Raw genomic sequence first — 20,977 nt, forward strand, 5'->3', positions numbered from 1 at the left:
GGTATCGCCCAGCGTGGTGGCCGGCACATTGCCCTGCTGCACGCGGATGGCCGGTGCCGCCTTCGGCAACTGGGGCGCGACGGGAATCTGCTGCAGCTGGCTGCCTGCGCTGGGGGGATCGACGGCCCAGGCGGACTGGATCAGAACCAGCAGGGTCAGGGGAAGTAATTTTGTGTTCAAGGTCATCCTTTCTGGCGGTGCGCCCGCGCCAGACACGCCGCTTCCGGCTGCACCAACGAGGGGATACAAAAGCTGAAACAGGAGTATCTTTTTGACATCAGTGTTAAATTTTATAGCAACTGGAAAATCAAGTTCCGCTCAGCAACATTAATCCATTTTAGCCCTTCGTCAGGCGAGAAAATACCTATCTGATGACCTCGTTCACCACATTGGTGCGACCTCAATGGCGATAGTCCTAAAATACGAAAAATCCTATGAAAATGCGCGTTTCAACTAAGAAAATCGTTGTCTAAACACAACAATATTGCAACATCACCACTATCAATATGCTATTCCTTGCACGCCTCACATCTGGAAATTGGGCAAGGCGTTAGCAATACGGCAACACAAAACAATGTTATTTTTTCTGTACGGGGATACGACTCCCATGACACACTTTCTTTTGGCGTCTTGGTATGTCACATACTTGCAAAAATAAATTTTCAATACATGAATATTGATATATAAATTATTTTTGACGATGCGCTACGGGAAGGAGCGGCTGCTTAAATTTCCGCGAGGAACACTGGCGTGACAGGCCTGCAACACCTCAGCCAGGGGTTGAGGTGTTGCAGGCCTGTGGAGAGAAAGAAGAGAGGAAGTGCGCTACTGCACTGGTCTGGCCAGGCGCTACCTGGACAGCACGTATTTCGCCAGGGTCGCCGCATCGGCGACGCTGAGCTGGCTGAATGGCGGCATGGGCACGGGGCCCCATTTGCCGGCGCCGCCACTGCGGATGTTCGCCGCCACGGCCGCGACGCCGTCCTTGCCCTTGTATCTGGCTGCCACCTCGGCAAAACCCGGGCCGACCACTTTCTGGTCGAGGGCGTGGCATGCCATGCAGCCATTCGCCGCCAGCAAGGTGTTGACATCCTTGCCGCTGGCGGCCGGGACAGCCGCTGCGGCTGGCCTGGCCATGGCGGCGGCAGGTACGGCGGCACCCCGCTCCGCGCCATAGGTTTTCACCAGGTAGTCGACCATGGCGGGCATGTCCGCGTCATCAAACTGGGCGCCGAACGGCTTTTTCATCTTCTTGACGGTCGCTTCCCAGTAGGCGCGCGGCGAGGCGGGCGGCTGGCTCGATGCATACTGCGCCGCGTGGCAGGTCATGCAGTTGCGCTGCACCAGCTGGTAGCCGGGCAATTCGCTGGGTTTGTAAGTCGCCGTTTCCGGTGGCAAATGGATTTCCAGCGCGCAGGCGCTGCCCGCCACCGACAGTGCCAGCGCGGCAAACAAGATCTTCATATGGCTCTCCTTACACTGCGTCGATGCGCGTGGTTTCCACCACGTTGCGCATATAACCCATGGGATTCCACAGGGCTTTCATCGGTTGGCTCTGGCCGATGCGGTTGACGGCGCGCACCATCAGCACGTGCTTGCCCTTGCGCGGCGCCTTCAAGACCATGCTCCACTCCCGGAACGAAAAGCGCCCCAGGTCCTGGCCCAGCCTTGCTTCCTGCCAGCTGTGGCCACCATCGGCTGAAATCGCCACTTCGCTGATGCCCTGGCCGCCATCGAAAGCGATGCCGCGCAGGGCCAGGTCGCGCCCGGCCTTCACTTGCGCGCCATCTTGCACGCTGGTAATAAAGGAGCGCACGTTGAGGCGACTGATGGGGGTCGTCTTGCCCACCGGTGTACCCGGCTCGATGAAGCCGGAGCCATTGTCGGGGATGCGGTAGCCGGTGCTCATCCAGAAGCCGTCGAAGGGCTTGTCGAGCACGGTGATGTCGCTCAGGTGCTTGACCCAGTAAGTGCCGTAGTAGCCGGGCACGATCAGGCGCAGCGGATAGCCGTTGAGGAAAGGAATGTCTTCGCCATTCATGGCCCAGGCCAGCAGAACGTCGCCGGCCATGATGTGCTCGACGGACAAGGCTTTTTGAAAATCGGGACCATCGCCCACGGGCGGCGTTTCCAGGCCATTGAAAGCCACTTGCACGGCGCCGGAGGCGATGCCGGCCTTTTCCAGCACGGTTTTCAGGGGGATGCCCGTCCAGCGGGCATTGCCCATGGCGCCATTGCCCAGTTGCCCGCCATTCGCGCGCGGGGCGAAGAAGCCGCGGCTGTTGCCCGAGCATTGCGTCACGGCCACCACGTCGACGGGTTCGGCCAGCTGTTTCAGTTGCGCCAGCGACAGCTCCAGTGGCGTCTTCACCAGGCCGGCTATGCGCAGCCGGTAGCTGTCGCCATCGATGCTGGTAGGCAAGCCGCTCCAGTGATAGCGCACGAAAAACGCATCGTTGGGCGTGATCGCGCCTTCATTGAAGACGCTGAACGGCGTTTCCAGCTGGGGTGGACGGCTGGTCAGCAAGATCAGCGGGCGCTTTTGCGGGAAGGCCACCAGTTCGCGCTCGCCATTTTCAAACGGCAAGGTGACGGACGCGCTCAACGCGGGCCCCGCCACGGCGGCGGCGCCCAGGGCGGCCGTCGTGCCCAGGAAGCGGCGCCGGCTGGCAGGCAACAAGGTCGTATCAGACATGTTTGAGCTCCACTTTGGTGTCGGCGGAGGCACCGCCGTTGCGGTCATCGTTGACCAGTTTCTTGATGTAGTACATGACACTCATGATGACCACACTCAACAGGCCGAACCAGAACGACACGCGCTGCTCCGTATCGGACGACACACTCATGGCGCCCAGGATCACCAGCATGGCGATGATGGTGAAATACGTCAGGTAGGGGAAAAGCCACATGCGCACTTTGATGCGTTCGGGACATTCGCGTTCCAGGCGGCGGCGCAGGCGCAATTGAGATATCGCAATGAGCAGGTAGACGAACAGGATCAGGATGCCGTAGGAATTGACGATGAAGGGGAACACGAGGTCGGCCGATACATACGATACGGCAATGGCGAAGTAGGCGAACAGGGTGCTGAACAGGATGGCGCGAATGGGCACGCCATTCTTGCTCAGTTTAACCAGGCCGGTCGGCGCGTCGCCGCGGCGCGTCAGCGCGAAGATCATGCGCGAGGAGGCGTACAAGCTCGAATTCAAGGCCGACAACACGGCCGTCAGGATGATGGCGTTCATGATGTGGGCCGCGTACGGAATGTTCATGACGGTCAGGGCGCTGACGAAAGGCGTGGCGATGGCCGGCGAATCCCAGGGCACGATGCAGACGACGACAAACATGGACCCCACATAAAACATCAGCACGCGCGTGATGACGGAATTGGTGGCGCGGGCGATGGCCTTGGCCGGGTCCGACGTTTCGGCGGCGGCGATGGTGACGATTTCGGCGCCCGAATAAAAGGCCGTGGCGGCGACGGCGCCACTGAGCACGGGTCCCCAGCCGTGCGGCATGAAGCCGCCATTGCTGGTCAAAAAGCCCAGAGTCGGGATGCTGTTGGGCAAGCTGCCCGTGATGAACAGGGCGCCGACGAACAGGAAGACGACGATGGCGACCACCTTGATCGAGGCGAACCAGAATTCGAATTCACCAAACGCTTTCACCGAGAACAGATTGAGCACCGTCATCGACACGAGCAACACCAGGCTGATGGCCCACGATGGCACGTCGGGCAGCCAGAAGTTGACCAGCTTGGCGCCGGCGATGGCTTCCAGGGCCACCACGACGACCCAGAAATACCAGTACATCCAGCCGCTCATGAAGCCGAGGAATTTCGACACTTTCGGCTTGTCGTCGAAGGCCAGGCGCGCATATTCGTAAAAGGAACCGACCACGGGCAGGGACGAGGCCAGCTCGCCCAGCATGCGCATGATCAGGACGACCAGGCCGCCCGTGAGCAGGAAGGAAAGGATGGCGGCCGGGCCGGCGGCCTTGGCGATCACGCCGCTGCCGACAAAGAGGCCGGCGCCGATCACGCCGCCGATGGCGATCATGCTCATGTGGCGTTGCTTCAGCGAGTGCTGCAAGCCCGTGTTGTTGTGGTTGTCGCTAATCATTTTTGTCTCCTAGTAATATCTGAAGCTCGGTGCGCCCTCGCCTGCTGCGGCCTGTTCCTGCCGCGCGGCTTTGTTTTATTTGGGCAACACCGTCAAGCAGCATCGATACATCATCAAATCAGTCTGGTTGGCTGCATGCCATAAGTCAATCTGGAAATGCAGCGGCCCGGCGCGGCAGCCAAGAGGCAAGCGCGCTGGAGGATACGTACGGGGTATGGCTGAGTTATTGCTGGTTAAAAAAAGGGAGCGGCGGCAACACTTGTGGCGTGCGCGCCACTCCCGGGAACGTCTTACACCTTGCCCTTCCATGGCACGAGGGTACGTTCGAGGTAGCGCATCATCAAATCAAACAGGAAAGCAAAGAAACCGATCACGATAATGCCCATGATCACCACATCGCTGGCGAGGAACTCGGAGGCGCTCAGCACCATGTAGCCGAGGCCGCGCGTGGCTGCCACCATCTCGCCCGCCACCAGCGTGGTCCAGCCCACACCGATGCCGATGCGCATGCCGGTGAGAATTTCCGGGATGGCGGCACGCAGAATCACGTGCACGATGACCTGGAAGCGCGTGGCGCCCATCGAATAGGCCGCGTGGATTTGCTCCAGCGACACCGAGCTGACGCCGGCGCGGGCCGCGATGGCCATTGGCGCGAAGATGGCCAGGAAGATCAGGTAGACCTTCGAGAATTCGCCGATACCGAACCAGATGATGACCAGTGGCAAGTAAGCAAGCGGCGGCAACGGACGGTAGAACTCGATCAAGGGATCGAAGATGCCGCGTGCCACGCGATTGACGCCCATCATCACGCCGATGGGAATGGCCAGCACGCAAGCCAGGCCGAAGGCGCCGAACACGCGCACCAGGCTGGCGACCGTGTGTTCCCACAGGGTAGCGCCGCCGAAACCGGTGGTGGCCGCCATGATGAATTTCTCGTACACGGCTTGCGGCGAAGGCAAGAACAAGGGTTTCACCATGCCGCTGGCCGTCACGCCAAACCATAACAACAGCACGACGATGACGGTGACGCTGGCAATGCGGCTGGAATTGCCCTGCCCCGGCGCGCCGAACGCTTCGCCTGGCATGGCGCAGCGGGGAGCGAACAGGCGCGCAAAAAAGCCGGCGCGCTTGGCGGTGGTGGGAGGAAATCCCACGACGGATGGGCTATGCATGGGACACCTCCAGCTCTTTGTTGACTGCGCGCTCGTCGCCATAAATGATGTTGAGCACTGTTTCGCGCATGGCGATGAAGTCCGGGCTCGATTTCACGGCGCGCGCATCGCGGCATTCGAGAAAGCGCTTGTTGAAATCGAGTTCGTAGGTATGCGTGATGCGGCCCGGACGGGGCGACATGACGATCAGCCGGTTCGCCAGGAACAGCGCCTCGTCGACGCTGTGGGTAATGAAGAAAAACATGGTGCTGGACTTGGCCCAGATATCGAGCAGCAATTCCTGGATGGTTTCGCGGGTCAGCGCGTCGAGCGCCGCCATCGGTTCATCCATCAGCAGCATGGCGGGATTGCTGGTCAGGGCGCGGGCGATGCCCACCCTTTGCTGCATGCCGCCCGACAATTGATAAATCATATTATCGTGAAAGTCCTTCAAACCCACCAGCGCCAGGTTTTTCGCCGCCTGTTCGCGCCGCACGGATTTCGCCACGCCTTGCAGCTTGAGGCCGAATTCCACGTTTTCCATCACGTTCAGCCATGGCAGCAAGGCATGTTTCTGGAACACCACGCCACGGTCGGCGCCCGGTCCTTCGACTTTATTATCCCCGAGCATGATTTCGCCCTTGGATGGGGCGATAAAGCCCGCCATCAGGCTCAGCAAGGTTGTCTTGCCGCAACCGGAAGCACCGAGCGCGACGACGAAGTCGCCGCTATTGATGGTGAGATTGATATTATTTAAGGCATGTACGCGTTCACCGGCCGTCTTGCCCGGATAAATTACGCTGACATCCTTGACGTACAGGTTTTCCATCGTATCCCCGCATAGGTGTAGTAACTTCAGTTCAACGCATTGTGTTCGAGTCAGCGCGCCCGCAGGCGCGCCATCGCACAACGTTTACTTCAGCAGGCCGGCGGCCTGTGCATACTTGGGTGTCACATATTTGGCGTAATCTGTTGCCAGGGTGTCGATCTTGCCTTCGCCCTTGAGGAATTGCGCCGTGGCCAGCAAGGCTTGCGCCACGCCGCCCTTCGCGCCGCCACCGAGCCAGGCCGGCGAAGCCTGCTCCTGCAGCGATGGGTAGGCGTAGAGGGCCACGGAAGCGGCTACGTCCTTGGCAGCCGCGCCCGAATGCTTGACGTTGGCTTTCACTTGCGGCGAATCGATGGTCCACGCCTTCGGATTGGCGCGGTAGTCGGCATCAAAAGCGGCCATCACCTTGACGAACTTGGCCATGAAGTCGGCATTCGCTTCGCCCCAGGCGCGCTCGACGGCCATGCCGTCAAACGTGGCCTTGCCCTTCTTGCTCAGTTCGCCGGAGGTCACCAGCACCTTGCCGTTTTGCTTGAGTTTGCTCAAGGCCGGGTCCCACACGAAGGCGGCGTCGATGTCGCCCCGTTCCCACGCGGCGGCGATCTGGTTCGGCTGCATGTTGAGCAATTTCACTTCGGATGGCTTGATGCCCCACGTTTCCAGCGCGAACATGGTGTGGAAGTGCGTAGTGGAAACGAATGGCACGGCGATCTTCTTGCCGCGCAAGTCGGTGGGCTTGCTGATGCCGGCGCCATTGCGGGCCACCATCGCTTCGGCTTCATTGATGTCGTCGATGATCCAGAACAGCTGCAGATCGACGCCGCGGCTGACGGCCGCCGTCAGGGGGCTGGAACCGATGACGCCGATTTGCACGTCGCCCGACGCCATGCCCGTGGCCACCTTGGCGCCCGAATCGAACTTGCGCCAGTTGATTTTATAGCCCGTGGTTTTTTCCACTTCGCCGCTGGCTATGGCCACCAGGAACGGGCCGTTGATTTCCTGGTAGGCAATCGTCACTTCCTTGCCTTGCGCAAAGGCCGTGCCGCTGGAAGCGGCCACGACACCCAGCACCAGGGTGCCGAGGACGGCGCGGCGCATCGTTGAAAATACCGTGTTTTTGCTCGTGTATGTGTTCATGTCTCACTCCAAGTTATTGTTATGTGTGAACGTGCGGGCAATCTCATCCCATGCGGGAGGCGCCGCTGGTTGCTCTTTGTCAACCATGCGGCGGCTTAGTACGGCTACAGCTATTACTATTTAAAACACTTCATCCTTCAAGTGATACCAGCGGTACAGGAAGCGCTGGCCCAGGCGGCGGAACGGGGCGAACGCTTGCGACTCGACCAGTTCCATCATGTTCGGGTACGGCAGTTTCGAATTGAAGATCGGCAAACCCGTGTCGCTGGCCTTGCCGGCGATGCGCTCGGCCATGCGCCGGCCCGCCTGCGCCGAATACATGACGCCGTTGCCGCCGTAACCGAGCGAATAGAAGATCGATTGCTTCGGGTCCGGTTGCACGATGCGCGGCATCATGTCGTGGCTGACGTCGACCCAGCCCCACCACGAATAATCGATGCCGATCCCGGTCAGCGCGGGGAACTTGCGGTGCAGATCGTTGATCAAAAACTGTTTGTATTTATCGTCCGGCGCATCGGCGCCCGTAATGGCGCTGCGGCTGCCGATCTGCACACGGTTGTCCGGCATCAAGCGATAGTAGTGACGCAGGATGCGCGTATCCGTGATCACCTGGTGGGTGCGGAAATTGCACGCCTCGATTTCCGCCGGGGTCAACGGACGCGTGACGAGCGAATTCGACAAAATCGGCAACAAGCGGTTCTTCACTTGCGGATGCAGATGCGGCGAGGTGTAGCCGCCCGTTGCCACGGCCACGGATCGGGCGCGCACCACGCCGCCCGGCGTTTGCAGATAATGCACGCCGTTGCGCGTTTCCCAGCCCATCACGGGGCTGGACGGGTGCACCTTGGCGCCCAGCGCGCGCGCCTTGCGCAGGTAGCCGAAAGCCAGCTTGCCCGCGTGGATGCCGATGCCTTCGGGCTCGTGCAGCGCGCCGGCCGCTTCCTTGTCGTCAACGAATTCGCGCTTGACGGTGTCGGCGTCGAGGATGCGGGCGTCGTACTTGAAGACATCGCGCATGAGCTTGGCTTCCTTGACCAGGGCGGGCATGGCTTTCGCCTTGTGCGCGATGTACAGGTGGCCACCCGGCTGCGGCTCGCAATCGATGTCGGCCGTGATCTTCTTGAACGTTTGCATCGCGTCGCACACTTCCGTGTGCAGTTTCAGGGCCGTGTCCAGCCCATAGCGGTCTATCCACTGCGAGCGTTTCAGGCGGCCCGTCGTGCATTGCGCCTGGCCGCCGTTGCGCGTGCTGCAGCCCCAGCTGACCCGGTTCGCTTCCAGCACGGTGGCCTTGATGCCGTGTTCCTGGGCCAGGAAGATGGCGCAGGAGAGACCGGTAAAACCCGAGCCGATGATGGCCACGTCGACGTCGATGTCATGCGTGATGGGGCCGTCGTCGGCGGGCGGCTCGCCGGCCGTGCCGATCCAGTAGGTGGGCGCGTAGGCATTGCCGTGGCCGGGACGCTGGGCCACCAGCGGATCGAAGGCGGGATCGTAAGGCGTGCGGGCGGCGGTGCTGTTGCCCAATACGTCAGATGGAGTGTCGACAGGTTTGTTCATGGTCATTCCTGGTGAACGTGCTGGCTCAGGCTTTGTTGCCGGTAGCGACCGGTGGACGATCCTTGCGGAAGGCATTCTTCACGGCGATCTTGCCATCGCGGAAAGTGAAGATGTCGACCATGCGCGCCTCGATGCGCGTGCCGTCCGCCTTGGTGCCGGCAAAGGTCGACTCCGTCACGCCGCGCTCGCCGCTGACGAAGTGTTCCGGGTTGAGCCAGGCGGCGTCGGGGAAGGTTTGCCAGGCCAACTCGAAGCCGGCGCGCACGGCATCGCGGCCAATAAAACTCTTGCCCAGCAAGTCAGGACCGGCCACGGCGTGGAATTCGCAGTCGTCGGCCATGGCGGCCATCAGGGCGTCGATATCGTGGCAGTTCCAGGCATCGCCGAACGCTTGCAGGAAATCAGTAGTCACGGCGTCGGTGTGCGGTACAGGGTGGTTCATGGTGGTCTCCGTAAATCGTTTTTGATACGCTACGTTCCGTTTTTTGTCTTTTATTGAATTTAAGCCTTAAGCATGGCCTTGTCAAATCAAATAATCCAAAAAACGGGACGCCTTGTATTCTTTAATGAAACTGTGATGTTTTGGTGACAATTTGTGAGAATTTGGTCGCAGACCACCCTCACAGGCTGGCTCACCTAATTAAACATAGTCCTTGTACTTGTCCAGATGACGGATCGGCTTACTCAGCGCATCGCGGCGGAACGGGTCGCCCAGCTCGCGCGTGCACATGATTTCGATGATGGTGGTCTTGCCTTCATTCATCTGCATGTCGATGGCCTTTTTCAAGGCCGGGCCCACGTCTTCCAGCTTGTCGACCGTGATGCCTTCGGCGCCCATGGCCCGCGCGATTTCCGCGAAGCTCTGGTTGTCGAGCTCACCGGCAACGAAGCGGCGGTTGTAGAAATCGACCTGGTTTTTCTTTTCCGCGCCCCACTGGCGGTTATGGAACACCACCGCCGTGACGGGAATGTTGTGGCGCACGCAGGTCATCGTTTCCATCAAGCTCATGCCCCAGGCGCCGTCACCCGCATACGACACGGCCGGACGGTGCGGTGCGGCCACCTTGGCGCCGATAATCGTCGGAAACGCGTAGCCGCAGTTGCCAAAGCTCATCGCCGCAAAGAAGCTGCGCGGCTTTTCAAAGCGCAGATAGCTGTTGGCCACCGAGTTGATGTTGCCGATGTCGGTCGACACCATCACGTCTTCCGGCATGGCTTTTTCCAGCTCGCGCAAGACCTGGCGCGGGTGCAGATAATTGCCCGGCTCTTTCTTTTGCTCTTCGATCATGTCCAGGCTGTACGCATCTTTTTCGTGCGTCCAGTTGTCCAGTTCGTTTTCCCACGCGGCTTTTTCTGCTTGCACGGTGGCAAAGCGCTCCTCGCGCGTGGCATCGCAATCGAGCGTCTTGCCATCCAGGCGGGAGAGAATCGCCTTGGCGGCCGCCTTGGCGTCGCCGCAGATGCCCACCGAAATCTTTTTCACCAGGCCCAGCATCTTGTTGTCCGCATCGATCTGGATGATCTTGGCGTTTTTCGGCCAGTAATCCATGCCGTGCTGCGGCAAGGTGCCGAACGGTCCCAGGCGCGAACCGAGGGCCACGACAACGTCGGCCTTGGCGATCAGTTTCATCGCCGCTTTCGAACCTTGATAGCCCAATGGACCGCACCACAGGGGGTGGCTGGCGGGGAAGGAGTCGTTATGCAGATAGCTGTTCACCACTGGCGCGCCGAGGCGCTCGGCCAGCGCCTTGCACTCTTCGATCGCTTCGCCCATGACCACGCCGCCGCCCGAGATGATGACGGGGAACTTGGCTTTGGCCAGCAGTTCCGCCGCCTCATTGAGGCTGTGCTCTCCGCCGGCGCCACGGTCCAGGCGGTTCGGTTTCGGGATTTCGGCCTTGATTTCGCCATAGAAATAGTCGCGCGGGATGTTCAGTTGCGTCGGGCCCATTTCCGACATGGCGCGGTCAAAGCAGCGGCCCGTAAATTCCGCCATGCGGGCCGGATTGGTCACGTGGCCTTGATACTTCGTAAATTCCTCGAACATGGGCAGCTGGTTCGCTTCCTGGAAGCCGCCCAGGCCCATGCTCATCGTGCCCGTTTCCGGCGTGATGATGACGACCGGGGTGTGCGCCCAGTAGGCGGCGGCAATCGCCGTGACGCAATTGCTGATGCCAGGGCCGTTCTGGCCGATGACCACGCCGTGGCGGCCCGAGACGCGGGCGTAACCGTCGGCCATGTGGCCGGCGCCCTGCTCGTGCACGACGGGAATCAAACGGATGCCGGCGGGGGCGAAGATGTCCATCGGGTCCATGAAGGCCGAGCCCATGATGCCGAACATATCTGTCACGCCATTGGCTGCCAGGGTTTCCACGAACGCTTCGGAAGGCGTCATCTTTTGCGGGCCGGTGGGGATATCAATATGTACTTTCAGTGCGGCGGCTGCTTTTTGGTCTGTCAGGTCGTTCATGGGTGTCTCCTGGTCTGTCATTGAATGATGTGGCACTTATTTGCTAAAAAACGGTATATTTTGTTCCGAAATTTGATATACAATTCAATTTAAGCGCTCGACAATCAAAAGTCAAACAGAATTTCGAGGAAACGGTACAATTTGAGTTCGAAAATGAAATAACACGACAGACACCACACCGAGGCCACCATGGACATGATTTCATCCCCAAAACTTGAGCCGGAAAAACTGGAAGGCGACACGCCCACGATGCGTTTGTTTGCCTTGCTGGAAGTGATTGCCGAAAAAGACCAGTTGCTGTCGCTGCAAGCGCTGGTGGAAGAAACGGGGCTACCAAAACCCACCCTGCACCGCATGCTGCAACAGCTGGAAAGCGTGGGCGTGCTGCAGCGCGAAAGCGATGGCCGCCACTACAGCACGGGCGTGCGCCTGCGCCGGCTGGCATCGAACCTGCTGATCAACAACACGTTCCATGGTGCCCGCCGCATGGTCTTGCGCCAGCTGGTCGAGGAAGTGGGCGAAAGCTGCAACCTGACGGCCTTCAGCGGCAGTGAAGTGGTGTATCTGGACCGCGTGGAAACGGCGGCGCCGCTGCGCTTCTACCTGCACCCAGGTTCGCGCGTGCCGGCCCACTGCTCGTCCAGCGGCAAGCTGTTCCTGGCGCAAATGACGCCCGTGCAACGGCGCCGCCTGCTGGGCCACATGGAATTGACGCGCTTTACGGACAAGACGGAAACGGACCCCGTCAAGCTGGAACGCGAACTGGAACTGGTGCGCCGCAACGGCTATGCGCTGGACGACGAGGAATTCCTGCCCGGCCTGCTGTGCGTGGCCGTGCTGGTGCCGAACCCGAACGGCCGCTCGAACCTGGCCGTGGCGATCCAGGCGCCCATCATCCGTTTGACGCACGACAAGGCTTTACATTTCTTGCCAGCATTGCAACGCGCCGCGCAAGCCCTGGCCGCCATCGAATCGGAAACCATGCCGACGACGGGCGGGGATGACGACGCATTGCAAGCAGGTAATTCATAACCGCTGCGGCACCCATGCTGCGGCCAGATCAGGAGAACAAGGTGCCAGATTCACGCCAACATCCCCCCGCCGCAGCGGCGCAAACCATGCAGTCCGTGCGCGGCCTGTTCCATATCGACAGCGACCTGCTCGTGCCCGTCTTCACGGAGCGCGACGCGCACGTGCCCGACATCGATCCCGCCTACCGCTTCAACAAGGATGTGACCCTGGCGATTTTGGCCGGCTTCAGCCACAACCGCCGCGTGATGGTGCAAGGCTTGCACGGCACGGGCAAGTCCACGCATATCGAGCAAGTGGCGGCGCGCCTGAACTGGCCTTGCGTGCGCGTCAATCTGGACGGACACATCAGCCGCCTGGACCTGGTCGGCAAGGACGCCATCGTGCTGCGCGAGCAGCAGCAAGTCACCGAATTCCAGGAAGGCATCGTGCCCTGGTCATTGCAGCGCCCCGTGGCCCTGATCTTCGATGAATACGACGCGGGCCGCCCCGACGTGATGTTCGTCATCCAGCGCATCCTCGAGCGCGACGGCAAGTTTACTTTGCTCGACCAGAACCGCGTCATCACACCGCATCCCCACTTCCGTTTGTTCGCCACCTCGAACACGGTGGGCCTGGGCAACCTGAACGGCATGTACCACGGCACCCAAGTGCTGAATCACGCGCAGATCGACCGCTGGAACATCGTTGCCACGTTAAACTATTTGCCGCAGGCGGAAGAAACGGAAATCGTGCTGGCCAGAGTCCCCGCCATGAACGATGCGGCGGGCCGCCAGCTTGCGGCCTCCATGGTGGCCGTGGCCAGCCTCACGCGCCACGGTTATGCGGCGGGCGACCTGGCTTGCCTGATGTCGCCGCGCACGGTGATTACCTGGGCGGAGAATTGCCAGATCTTCCGCGACCCGGCGCTGGCCTTCCGCCTGTCCTTCCTCAACAAATGCGACGAGGCCGAACGGCCCATGGTGGCCGAGTATTTCCAGCGCTGTTTCAATGAGGAATTGCTGGCGAGCCAGGCATGAGTACGGACGCGACCGCGCCTGCCCCCTACACGCGCGAGCAGCAGGAAACGGATGAACTGTGCGCGGGCGCCATCCGCGCGCTCAGTGGTTCTCCCTCGATACGCTACCGGGGCCGGCGCCTGCACGACGGTCACCGCCCCCTGCCTATCCACGCCGCCCATCTGCAGCCCGATGCGGCGCTGCAGGACTTGCCCTCGATGCGCGGCGCGGCCGACAGCGTGGCCCTGCGCCTGCTGCATACGGATGCGGCCCTGCACAAGTCGCTGTGCCCGCCCGAAGGCGTGGCGCGCCTCGTCTTCGAACTGCTGGAACAGCTCAGGGTGGAAACACTTGCGCCAGAGCACCACGCTGGCGTCATCGCCAACCTGCGCCACCGCTTTACTGCCTGGTCGCACGCGTTTTACGATTCCGGCCTGGCCGAAGGCGCTTCGGGCTTGCTCTTGTATACTGTGTTCCAGATGTGCTGGTCGCGCCTGACGGCCAGGCCCGTGCTGGAAAAAACGGAAAATTTTATCGAGGCGACGCGCTGGTCGGTGTCGTCGCAACTGAGCGGCGACCTGGCGGGCTTGCGCCGCCACCGCGCGAACCAGGCGGCCTTTGCGCGCCATGCGCTGGCCATCGCCCATGCCGTCGACGCCATGCTGAAAGAGGCGCAAACGGCGCGCGACGGTAGCCAGGACGAGGCAGGCGAGGCCAAGGCGCAGGCGGCGTTCAAGCTGCTGCTCGATTTCGACAGCGACAACGACCACCTTCCCGATGCGGCGCCTTTGGGCGAGAGCCGCGCCTTCAGCGATGGCGATGGTGCCTACCGCGCGTACTCCACGGCATACGACCGCGAAGAAAAAGCGGGCGATCTCGTGCGCCGCGCCCTGCTGCTCGACTACCGCGAGCGCATGGATGGTCGCATCGCCAGCCTGGGCATCAACACGGCGCGCCTGGCGCGGCGTTTCACGCAATTGCTGGCCGTGCCCCAACGCGATGGCTGGTCGTTTGGCGAGGAAGAAGGCTACATCGACGGGCGGCGCCTGGCGCAGCTGATCAGCTCGCCTTCGGAGCGCAGATTGTTCCGCAAGGAACAATTCCTGCCCCAGGCCGATTGCCTGGTCACCTTTCTCGTCGATTGCTCCGGCTCCATGAAGACGCATGCGGAATCGGTGGCCGTGCTGCTCGACATCCTGCTGCGCGCGCTGGACCAGGCCGGCGTCAAGACGGAGTTGCTGGGCTTTACGACGGGCGCGTGGAATGGGGGAAGAGTAAAACGCGACTGGATGCGCGCCCGCTCACCCGCGAATCCGGGGCGTTTAAATGAACTCGTGCACATGGTGTTCAAGGATGGCGACACGCGCTGGCGCCGCGCGCGGCCCGATATCGCGGCCCTGCTGAAAGCGGACTTGTACCGCGAAGGCGTCGATGGCGAAGCCGTGGACTGGGCCTGCACGCGCATGCTGGCACGGCCGGAACGGCGGCGCATCCTGCTCGTCGTCTCCGACGGTTGCCCGATGGATACGGCCACGAATCTGGCCAACGACGAGTTTTACCTGGCCCATCATTTGAAACAAGTGGTGGCGCGCCGCGAAGCGCAGGGCGCCGTGGAAATCTGCGGGCTGGGCCTGGGCCTGGACCTGGGCGCCTACTACAGCCGCAGCCTGGCCACCACCCTGCCCGCCTCGCTGAACAATGAATTGTTCAGCGAGATCGCGCAGTTGCTCGGCGGGCGGAAAAAGTAATCGTTATGCCGGCGCAAGTGCCTGCAGGAAGGCTTGCACGGATGATGCCTGCCTGCGCGTCAACGCGCCATAGTCGTCACTGACGATGTGCATCGCATCGGTGGCCAGCCAGCGCTCGATGCCCGCCAGCATCTGCGCCATCGGCGCCGGCATGCCGCCGGCAATGAAATGGCGCACGCGCTCTTCCGCATCGAGAGCCACGACCTGGACGGACCTGCCGAATACCTGGGCGGCGATGGCGCCCAGCGCCTGCGCATCGAGGGCGGCGGGACCTGTAATGTCCAGGATGCGGCGCCCAAGGTAGCCATCCGATAACGCCGCCGCTGCCGCATGGGCGCAATCCTCGCGCGCCACGTACGACACATGGCCTTGTCCCATGGCCGTGCACAACTGGCCATCCGCGGCCGCGGTGCCGAGCACTACCAGCAGCAAGTCCTGGTAAAACGCATTGCGCAAGATCGTGTGGCCGATGCCGCCCTCTTTCAGCAACGCTTCCGTGGCCCGGTGGTCGTCGTTCAGCAGCGAGCTCTTGCCCTCTTCCGGCTGCAGGAACGAGGTGTAGACGATATGCCCGACACCGGCCTGGCGCGCCGCTTCGATGGCATGGCGGTGCTGTTCCAGCCGCCGACCCGTGCCGTCGATGGTATTCGTGCTGATCAGCAACAGACGCTCGACGCCGTGAAAGGCTGCCGCCAGATCCTGCGGCTGGTCGTAATCGCCGAAGCGCACGCCGATGCCCTGCTCCAGCCAAGCCTGGTGGCGATCGGGTGTGCGGGTGATGGCGGTGAGCGTCATGCCGGGCCGGCTGGCGCGCAGCTCGATGAGTTCATTGACGACGAGGGAGCCCAGTTGGCCGGAGGCGCCGGCGACGGCGAGATGCATTGTTTTCATGTTCTTTTCCTTGTGGCGAGCGCAGGCAAGCCCCATGCCGGGGCGGCATCGCTCGCAGATGATGTGATGAGATCAAAGATGGCCATGCGGCGGCCCGCCCCCTGCGGGGCGGCGCTGCGGCTGGTTTACAGGAAAGAAGGGAAAACAAGTGTCATGCGCCCAGCATGGCCCGTGGCGCTCACCCGGTCAAGCGCTTTCAACGGCGCCTGAGCGCTGCGGGGCTAATCCACACAGTAACGCACGGTGTGCGCTTCCATCGGCAGCGGGATTTCCCAGTTCCACAGCATGCCCTGCAGCTTTTTGTTGCTCAGCGACGTATCGCGCCGGCCGTTGCGCCTGAGTAATTCCTTGCGCGGCTGCTCCAGATACACGAGCTCCACCTGCGCATGGTATTTGTATAGCAGGTTGAGCGTCTTTTCGCGCATCAACCGGGACAGATGCGTGGCGTTCCACACGAACGGTTCGCCCTTGCGCAACAGTTCGCGCGCCCGCTCTTCCGCGTAGTCGCCCACCTGCCCTTCATTCTTGCCGTGCTTCAAACCCAGTGCGATGCGCGCATCGTCGAAGGACACGACGGGCAGGCGCGGATGATGCTTGTCCACCCACGTGTTCTTGCCGGAGGCAGGCAAACCCGACATGACGATCACGTGCGAACCTGCTTCCTGGAACAGCGGATAGTCGGGATGCGCCTCGGCGCCGCGAAAGTATTTGACGCGCGTGTGGTCGTCGACAAAGGCGCGGCGCTGGCCGTAGCAGCCCTCCTCGCGCGCCAGTTCGCGGAACAGCTCGATGGCATCCAAAATGCGTTGCGGATCGGGACAGATGCGGCCGCGAATATCGGCTTCGGCCAGCATCGCCAGCAGGCGGATATCGACCTGCCACGACAGTTCGCGCACGGTAAATTCCGGCGTGACGCCGCGCCGCGATGTTTCCAGCGCAAAGAACGGCACCTGATGCACATTGATCAGGCGACAGATTTCCTCGCGCACGGCAAACGGCACGTCAATATCCCACAGGGCGATGCGCGCATCGAGCGCGCCCTTGCGCGAGTGGCCGGGCTGACCGATGGCGCCCGTCACCGGGTCGATCACCGTGGTGCTGCACTTGGCCACGTCGTGCAGCAAGGCGGCCAGAAACACGATTTCCTGTTCCGCCCGCGTGGCTTGCTGGTAGTCGGGCATGCCCAGCAGCGCTTCCACCACCATCATCGTATGCGTCCACACGTCGCCTTCCGCGTGGTACACGGGGTTTTGCGGCGTCGTTTTCGCCAGTTCCAGCTGCGGAAAGGCGGCCAGGCAGGCGCTGAAGTCGGGCGACTGGCCCGCTTGCGGCACCAGTTGCTGCAGGGTTTTCCAGTTCATCATTGCGTACTCCTTGATAATGCTGCCAGTTCGTCGAGCGAGCGGCAGGTGTGTAAACCCAGGCTTTCCCACGTGACCAGCGGCTGCGGCGCGTACAAGTCCACGCCGTCGGCCAGCAGATTCGGGATCAGAGGACGCGTGCTGTGGTGCGAGCCACTGTCGAGGATGGTTTGCGTAAAGTCATGCCGCACCAGCTTGTAGCGGGCCAGCACTTGCGCGTCGTCTTCCACTTTCAGGTACAGGCCTTCGGCGTGGTCGGACTTGTCCGTCTGCTTCCAGCACAGGTCCAGCGGCAAGCGCTCGCGCGCCACCACGCCTTCGAAAGCGTCGCGCCACAGGCGGGACTTGGCCAACGAATGGCGCAGCAGTTGCCACAACTGCTTCGGCGACGCGGGCATGGCGCCCGCATACAGCACGGGCACGGATAGCACGGGCGAGCCGGCCAGCATGGCGTGGCGGCGCGCCGTCGACAGGAACATTTGCGTACGGCGGCAGTACACGTCGAACTCGTTGAAATAATGGGGCAGCCGGTCGTAAAACACGGAATGCTTGCTGTAAGACCATTCGCCAAACAGCACATACTGATCTTCCAGCAGATGCAGCAAGGCGTGTTCATGCGCGTGCGCCCACGGTTTGAGCAGGTTGAACTGGCGTTCGCTGCCGCCGCCCGCCAGATAGTGGCCGCGCGACTGCAGCAGCACCTCGCCCGCATCGCTGAACGACACGGCAGAGTTGGCGCCATCGATTTTTTCCTCGATGACGACGTACTGGCCGGCCAGCTTTTTCAGGGGCATCTGGTCGGAACCGTCGTCACCATCCTGCAGGCGCGAGCCTTCCAGGTGCGGCGTGCGCGGGTATTTGAATAAGGGTAAAGATTGTAAAAACATAGCGTCCCACGCCGCGTTCACCGGGGCGTGTCCATACAGGGTCAGGGATACTGACGACGTGTTCGGGCGTGGACGATCAGGACAGTGGTCCTGGATACGTGTGCGGAAAGAGCAGTGCCGCAGCAATCGGGGGCGTCAACGCGCCGAACGATGCTGCAAGAGCATTTCGTCAGCGTTAGCAGGTGATGGCGAAGTAGCGAGGCACTTTTGGCTCCAATAAAGAAGAGGTTCTGGAAAGAACGGGGAATATAACGGCTGTTTGCATATTTTGCAAGGCGCACATGTTAATCGTGCGCCTTGCAGCTTGCCGGTTAGAAGCGGTACTCGAGGTTGAGCCAGACGCGCGGTTTGGGATCGCTGTTCGTTTCCGACAGTGAACGGCCGCCTATGGTGCGCCAGGCCAGAGCCACGTCAGCACTCCATGCCTGCCGCTGGTAGCGCAAGCCCAGGCCGCCGCCGCTCAGGCTGCGCCGGTTGTCACCGGCCACCACCGGCTTGGCGTTGACCGTGATGCGCCCCGCATCCATGAAGGCATATGGCGTATAGGCGCCAGCGTCATAGCGCAGTTCCAGCTGTGCCAGGCCACCCTCGTCGCCCGTGGCTTCACCGGATGGATACGCGCGCACGCCACTGGCGCCGCCCAGGCTCAGCTTTTCGGACGAATCCAGGTTCTTGTTGGCTTGCTGCCAGCTCAGGTGGGCCATCAGGTTGAAACCGGCGGGCAAGGATTGCAGGCGCACCACATCGAGATTGACCTTGTGAAAACGACCGTTGCTCTTGTAATCATCAACGGCCGTCAAGCCCGCATCAAGTTTCAGCTTGCCTGGAGTCCAGCTCACGCTGCCGTAGGTGATGCCATCGAACACGTCGCGGTAATCGAATTGCAGGGCCAGTGGCATGGACTGGCTGGACTTGCTTTCGTAGGTCTGGGTGCTGTCGCGGTTATCGTGCAAATCCTTCGATTGATAGGTGGCGATCAAGGTCAGATTGGCCTTTTGCGAGCGCAAAATGGGATAGCTGAGGCCAGCGCTTGCAACCTTCGCAGTTCCGTTCGCATGCAGGCTGGCAAATTCCTTCGCCAGCTCATAGCTGGTGTGCGAGTAAGCTACGTTGCCGCGCAAGCCGGACGCTCCCAACGGCAGGCTGTAGCCAAGCGAGCCGAGCCACAATTTCTCCTCGCTCAGCAGCGCACGCACGGTGAGCTGGTCGCCCAGCAGGAAGGGACTATTGATGTCGACATTCGCACGCACGCGGTTTTTCCCCGTGTAGCGGCTGCCTGCATTGTCCAGGCCGATGTCACCTCTGACGCGCTGGTCGCGGGCAACCTGGACGATCAAATCGCCCGTCCCCGCCAGCGTTCCAGGACGCATCGTGGCGTTGGTCTGGATACCGGGCAAATCGTCCAGCAACAGGGTGGCCCGTTCCAGCGGTCCGCTGGTGATCACGCTGCCGGGACGTAAACCATCGAGGAAGGCCGTCGCCTGCTGCGCCAGGGCGCTATCATCGCATTCTGCCTGCACCGCGCCATAACGCCCCTCGATGACGTCGATGCGCAAGTCGCCGTGCTCCAGGTCTTGCGGCGGCAGGATGGCGCGGGCAAACGGGTAGCCACTGGCCTGGTAAAAGTCAGTGATACGCTGGGCCAGGCCGCGCAAACCGGCCAGGTCGAAGGTCTTGCCCGTGACATCGCCCAATACCGCGCGCAGCGCTTCCTCGGCAACGACGGAATTGCCCGTCAACTTGAGCGATCGCAAAACTACCGTCGCGCCTCCCGGTACGATGGCAGCGGAACCCAGCGGCGCCTGAATCTTCAGTGGCTGGCTTTCGCGTGGCGGTGCAATCGGCGGCTGCAACTGCTGCAGGGTTTGCCCCGCGTCAGGGGGAACTTGCGCCTGTGCTACCGGTGCAAAATGCAATAAAGCCCATCCCAGCGCCATGGCAACAGCGGTGCGTTGTGGATATTGTTGTTTTTTCATAGATGTTTTTTCATATTGAGTCAGTACTATCATTGCGCCACGCCCTCGGAGACCGGGACGGCGGGAGCAACGTTAATGCCGCCGTTGACGACAAAGATGCGGGTAATGCCTGGCATGCCGCTGCTGCCCGACGCTGGCAACGCGGCCAGCAGCGTATCTGGCGCCGTGCCGGTAGCCGCTGGCGCGGATCTCGCCTCTTCTACCACCGGCACCAGGGCCAGCCCACCGATCAGGCTGACGCCGCCGTTTGGCACACTGCTGACGCCATCGGCTGCATACGCGACGCCCGGCACAGCCAGGCCAGCAGCGGAAGCCGTCGTGCCAGCCGCCACATCGTTGGTGCCAGTGGTGACCTGGCGCCGCGCCAAACGAATTGCATTTTCCAATGACGGATCGGCGTCTATCGTCAAGCTGCCGTTGTGCGCCGTCACCACATAGTTGCCGTTGGCCAAGGCCGAGGCGTCGATCGTGTAGCTGCCCACGTTTTCACCGGCAGCACGGCGCAGCACGCCGCCCAGGCTGTCACCCGCGACCAGGCTGCCCTGCGTGACCTGATAGGTCAAGCTTGGGTCGATGTTGCCGTAGACCTTGCTCTTCGCATCGGCCGTCACCGTGATCGGGCGCGCGGCGATGCTCAAGGCGCCGTTGTGCGCCGTCACCACATAGTTGCCGTTGGCCAAGGCCGAGGCGTCGATGGTGTAGCTGCCCACGTTTTCACCGGCAGCACGGCGCAGCACGCCGCCCAGGCTGTCACCCGCGACCAGGCTGCCCTGCGTGACCTGATAGGTCAAGCTTGGGTCGATGTTGCCGTAGACTTTG

General features: G+C 61.7%; 17 protein-coding genes and 1 pseudogene. 3 read left to right on the top strand and 15 right to left on the bottom strand.

The window, feature by feature from the left end:
- The 10 genes and pseudogenes from O0882_RS20135 to xsc all read right to left on the bottom strand — a co-directional run.
- Window positions 1-180, bottom strand: a pseudogene (locus O0882_RS20135) (hypothetical protein); the annotation flags it as partial.
- Window positions 181-849: 669 nt separating this feature from the next.
- Complete coding sequence (locus O0882_RS20140; protein WP_289950849.1) at window positions 850-1,464, bottom strand: c-type cytochrome; 615 nt, start codon at window positions 1,462-1,464, stop codon at window positions 850-852.
- A 10-nt stretch (window positions 1,465-1,474) separates the two neighbouring features.
- On the bottom strand, window positions 1,475-2,695 hold the full coding sequence (locus tag O0882_RS20145; protein ID WP_289950850.1) for a molybdopterin-dependent oxidoreductase: 1,221 nt from the start codon (window positions 2,693-2,695) through the stop codon (window positions 1,475-1,477).
- Window positions 2,688-4,121, bottom strand: coding sequence for an amino acid permease (locus O0882_RS20150; protein ID WP_289950852.1), 1,434 nt, complete (start codon window positions 4,119-4,121; stop codon window positions 2,688-2,690). Before O0882_RS20150 ends, O0882_RS20145 begins: the two co-directional genes overlap by 8 nt.
- A 290-nt stretch (window positions 4,122-4,411) precedes the next feature.
- Entirely contained in the window at window positions 4,412-5,206 is a 795-nt protein-coding gene (locus O0882_RS20155; protein ID WP_243136601.1) for an ABC transporter permease subunit, read from the bottom strand.
- Window positions 5,207-5,285: 79 nt separating this feature from the next.
- The gene (locus tag O0882_RS20160; RefSeq protein ID WP_289950854.1) at window positions 5,286-6,101 is read right to left on the bottom strand and encodes a taurine ABC transporter ATP-binding protein; all 816 of its coding nucleotides are present in this window, start codon (window positions 6,099-6,101) and stop codon (window positions 5,286-5,288) included.
- An 84-nt stretch (window positions 6,102-6,185) separates the two neighbouring features.
- The gene (tauA, locus tag O0882_RS20165; RefSeq protein ID WP_289951226.1) at window positions 6,186-7,199 is read right to left on the bottom strand and encodes a taurine ABC transporter substrate-binding protein; all 1,014 of its coding nucleotides are present in this window, start codon (window positions 7,197-7,199) and stop codon (window positions 6,186-6,188) included.
- A gap of 159 nt (window positions 7,200-7,358) precedes the next feature.
- A complete protein-coding gene (locus O0882_RS20170; RefSeq protein WP_289950855.1) occupies window positions 7,359-8,798 on the bottom strand; it encodes an FAD-binding oxidoreductase in 1,440 nt (479 codons plus the stop codon).
- A 25-nt stretch (window positions 8,799-8,823) separates the two neighbouring features.
- On the bottom strand, window positions 8,824-9,240 hold the full coding sequence (locus O0882_RS20175; RefSeq protein ID WP_289950856.1) for a nuclear transport factor 2 family protein: 417 nt from the start codon (window positions 9,238-9,240) through the stop codon (window positions 8,824-8,826).
- A gap of 198 nt (window positions 9,241-9,438) precedes the next feature.
- The gene (gene xsc / locus O0882_RS20180; RefSeq protein ID WP_289951228.1) at window positions 9,439-11,193 is read right to left on the bottom strand and encodes a sulfoacetaldehyde acetyltransferase; all 1,755 of its coding nucleotides are present in this window, start codon (window positions 11,191-11,193) and stop codon (window positions 9,439-9,441) included.
- A 264-nt stretch (window positions 11,194-11,457) separates the two neighbouring features.
- On the opposite strand from xsc, the gene O0882_RS20185 reads away from it, so the two are divergent.
- The 3 genes from O0882_RS20185 (at window position 11,458) to O0882_RS20195 (ending at window position 15,043) form a co-directional block, all read left to right on the top strand.
- Window positions 11,458-12,300, top strand: a complete 843-nt coding sequence (locus O0882_RS20185; RefSeq protein ID WP_099664793.1) for an IclR family transcriptional regulator — start codon at window positions 11,458-11,460, stop codon at window positions 12,298-12,300.
- An 86-nt stretch (window positions 12,301-12,386) separates the two neighbouring features.
- Window positions 12,387-13,316 (top strand): AAA family ATPase, encoded by a 930-nt coding sequence (locus O0882_RS20190; RefSeq protein ID WP_289951231.1) that lies wholly within the window; start codon window positions 12,387-12,389, stop codon window positions 13,314-13,316.
- Complete coding sequence (locus tag O0882_RS20195) at window positions 13,313-15,043, top strand: cobalt chelatase (RefSeq protein ID WP_289950857.1); 1,731 nt, start codon at window positions 13,313-13,315, stop codon at window positions 15,041-15,043. Before O0882_RS20190 ends, O0882_RS20195 begins: the two co-directional genes overlap by 4 nt.
- Before the next feature lie 3 nt (window positions 15,044-15,046).
- Here O0882_RS20195 and O0882_RS20200 read toward each other — a convergent pair whose 3' ends face one another.
- From O0882_RS20200 to O0882_RS20220, 5 genes are all read right to left on the bottom strand, one after another.
- A complete protein-coding gene (locus O0882_RS20200) occupies window positions 15,047-15,934 on the bottom strand; it encodes an NAD(P)H-binding protein (RefSeq protein WP_289950858.1) in 888 nt (295 codons plus the stop codon).
- 221 nt (window positions 15,935-16,155) lie between these two features.
- Window positions 16,156-17,295 carry an AAA family ATPase gene (locus O0882_RS20205; protein WP_289951233.1) on the bottom strand — a complete coding sequence of 380 codons (1,140 nt, stop codon included), beginning with the start codon at window positions 17,293-17,295 and terminating at the stop codon, window positions 16,156-16,158.
- The gene (locus O0882_RS20210) at window positions 17,295-18,182 is read right to left on the bottom strand and encodes an RNA ligase family protein (RefSeq protein ID WP_289950859.1); all 888 of its coding nucleotides are present in this window, start codon (window positions 18,180-18,182) and stop codon (window positions 17,295-17,297) included. Before O0882_RS20210 ends, O0882_RS20205 begins: the two co-directional genes overlap by 1 nt.
- A 311-nt stretch (window positions 18,183-18,493) precedes the next feature.
- Entirely contained in the window at window positions 18,494-20,158 is a 1,665-nt protein-coding gene (locus O0882_RS20215) for a ShlB/FhaC/HecB family hemolysin secretion/activation protein (protein ID WP_289950860.1), read from the bottom strand.
- Window positions 20,159-20,187: 29 nt separating this feature from the next.
- The coding region (locus tag O0882_RS20220; RefSeq protein WP_289950861.1) for an MBG domain-containing protein at window positions 20,188-20,977 on the bottom strand (790 nt) is incomplete at its 5' end.

Source organism: Janthinobacterium sp. SUN073 (assembly GCF_030397665.1).
Taxonomy (GTDB): domain Bacteria; phylum Pseudomonadota; class Gammaproteobacteria; order Burkholderiales; family Burkholderiaceae_D; genus Janthinobacterium.

What these genes read in the sequence shown, in the direction of transcription:
- O0882_RS20140 (WP_289950849.1), bottom strand. Translation starts at nt 1,464, where the DNA reads ATGAAGATCTTGTTTGCCGCGCTGGCACTGTCGGTGGCGGGCAGCGCC.
- O0882_RS20145 (WP_289950850.1), bottom strand. Translation starts at nt 2,695, where the DNA reads ATGTCTGATACGACCTTGTTGCCTGCCAGCCGGCGCCGCTTCCTGGGC.
- O0882_RS20150 (WP_289950852.1), bottom strand. Translation starts at nt 4,121, where the DNA reads ATGATTAGCGACAACCACAACAACACGGGCTTGCAGCACTCGCTGAAG.
- O0882_RS20155 (WP_243136601.1), bottom strand. Translation starts at nt 5,206, where the DNA reads ATGCCAGGCGAAGCGTTCGGCGCGCCGGGGCAGGGCAATTCCAGCCGC.
- O0882_RS20160 (WP_289950854.1), bottom strand. Translation starts at nt 6,101, where the DNA reads ATGGAAAACCTGTACGTCAAGGATGTCAGCGTAATTTATCCGGGCAAG.
- tauA (WP_289951226.1), bottom strand. Translation starts at nt 7,199, where the DNA reads ATGCGCCGCGCCGTCCTCGGCACCCTGGTGCTGGGTGTCGTGGCCGCT.
- O0882_RS20170 (WP_289950855.1), bottom strand. Translation starts at nt 8,798, where the DNA reads ATGAACAAACCTGTCGACACTCCATCTGACGTATTGGGCAACAGCACC.
- O0882_RS20175 (WP_289950856.1), bottom strand. Translation starts at nt 9,240, where the DNA reads ATGAACCACCCTGTACCGCACACCGACGCCGTGACTACTGATTTCCTG.
- xsc (WP_289951228.1), bottom strand. Translation starts at nt 11,193, where the DNA reads ATGACGCCTTCCGAAGCGTTCGTGGAAACCCTGGCAGCCAATGGCGTG.
- O0882_RS20185 (WP_099664793.1), top strand. Translation starts at nt 11,458, where the DNA reads ATGGACATGATTTCATCCCCAAAACTTGAGCCGGAAAAACTGGAAGGC.
- O0882_RS20190 (WP_289951231.1), top strand. Translation starts at nt 12,387, where the DNA reads ATGCAGTCCGTGCGCGGCCTGTTCCATATCGACAGCGACCTGCTCGTG.
- O0882_RS20195 (WP_289950857.1), top strand. Translation starts at nt 13,313, where the DNA reads ATGAGTACGGACGCGACCGCGCCTGCCCCCTACACGCGCGAGCAGCAG.
- O0882_RS20200 (WP_289950858.1), bottom strand. Translation starts at nt 15,934, where the DNA reads ATGAAAACAATGCATCTCGCCGTCGCCGGCGCCTCCGGCCAACTGGGC.
- O0882_RS20205 (WP_289951233.1), bottom strand. Translation starts at nt 17,295, where the DNA reads ATGAACTGGAAAACCCTGCAGCAACTGGTGCCGCAAGCGGGCCAGTCG.
- O0882_RS20210 (WP_289950859.1), bottom strand. Translation starts at nt 18,182, where the DNA reads ATGTTTTTACAATCTTTACCCTTATTCAAATACCCGCGCACGCCGCAC.
- O0882_RS20215 (WP_289950860.1), bottom strand. Translation starts at nt 20,158, where the DNA reads ATGAAAAAACAACAATATCCACAACGCACCGCTGTTGCCATGGCGCTG.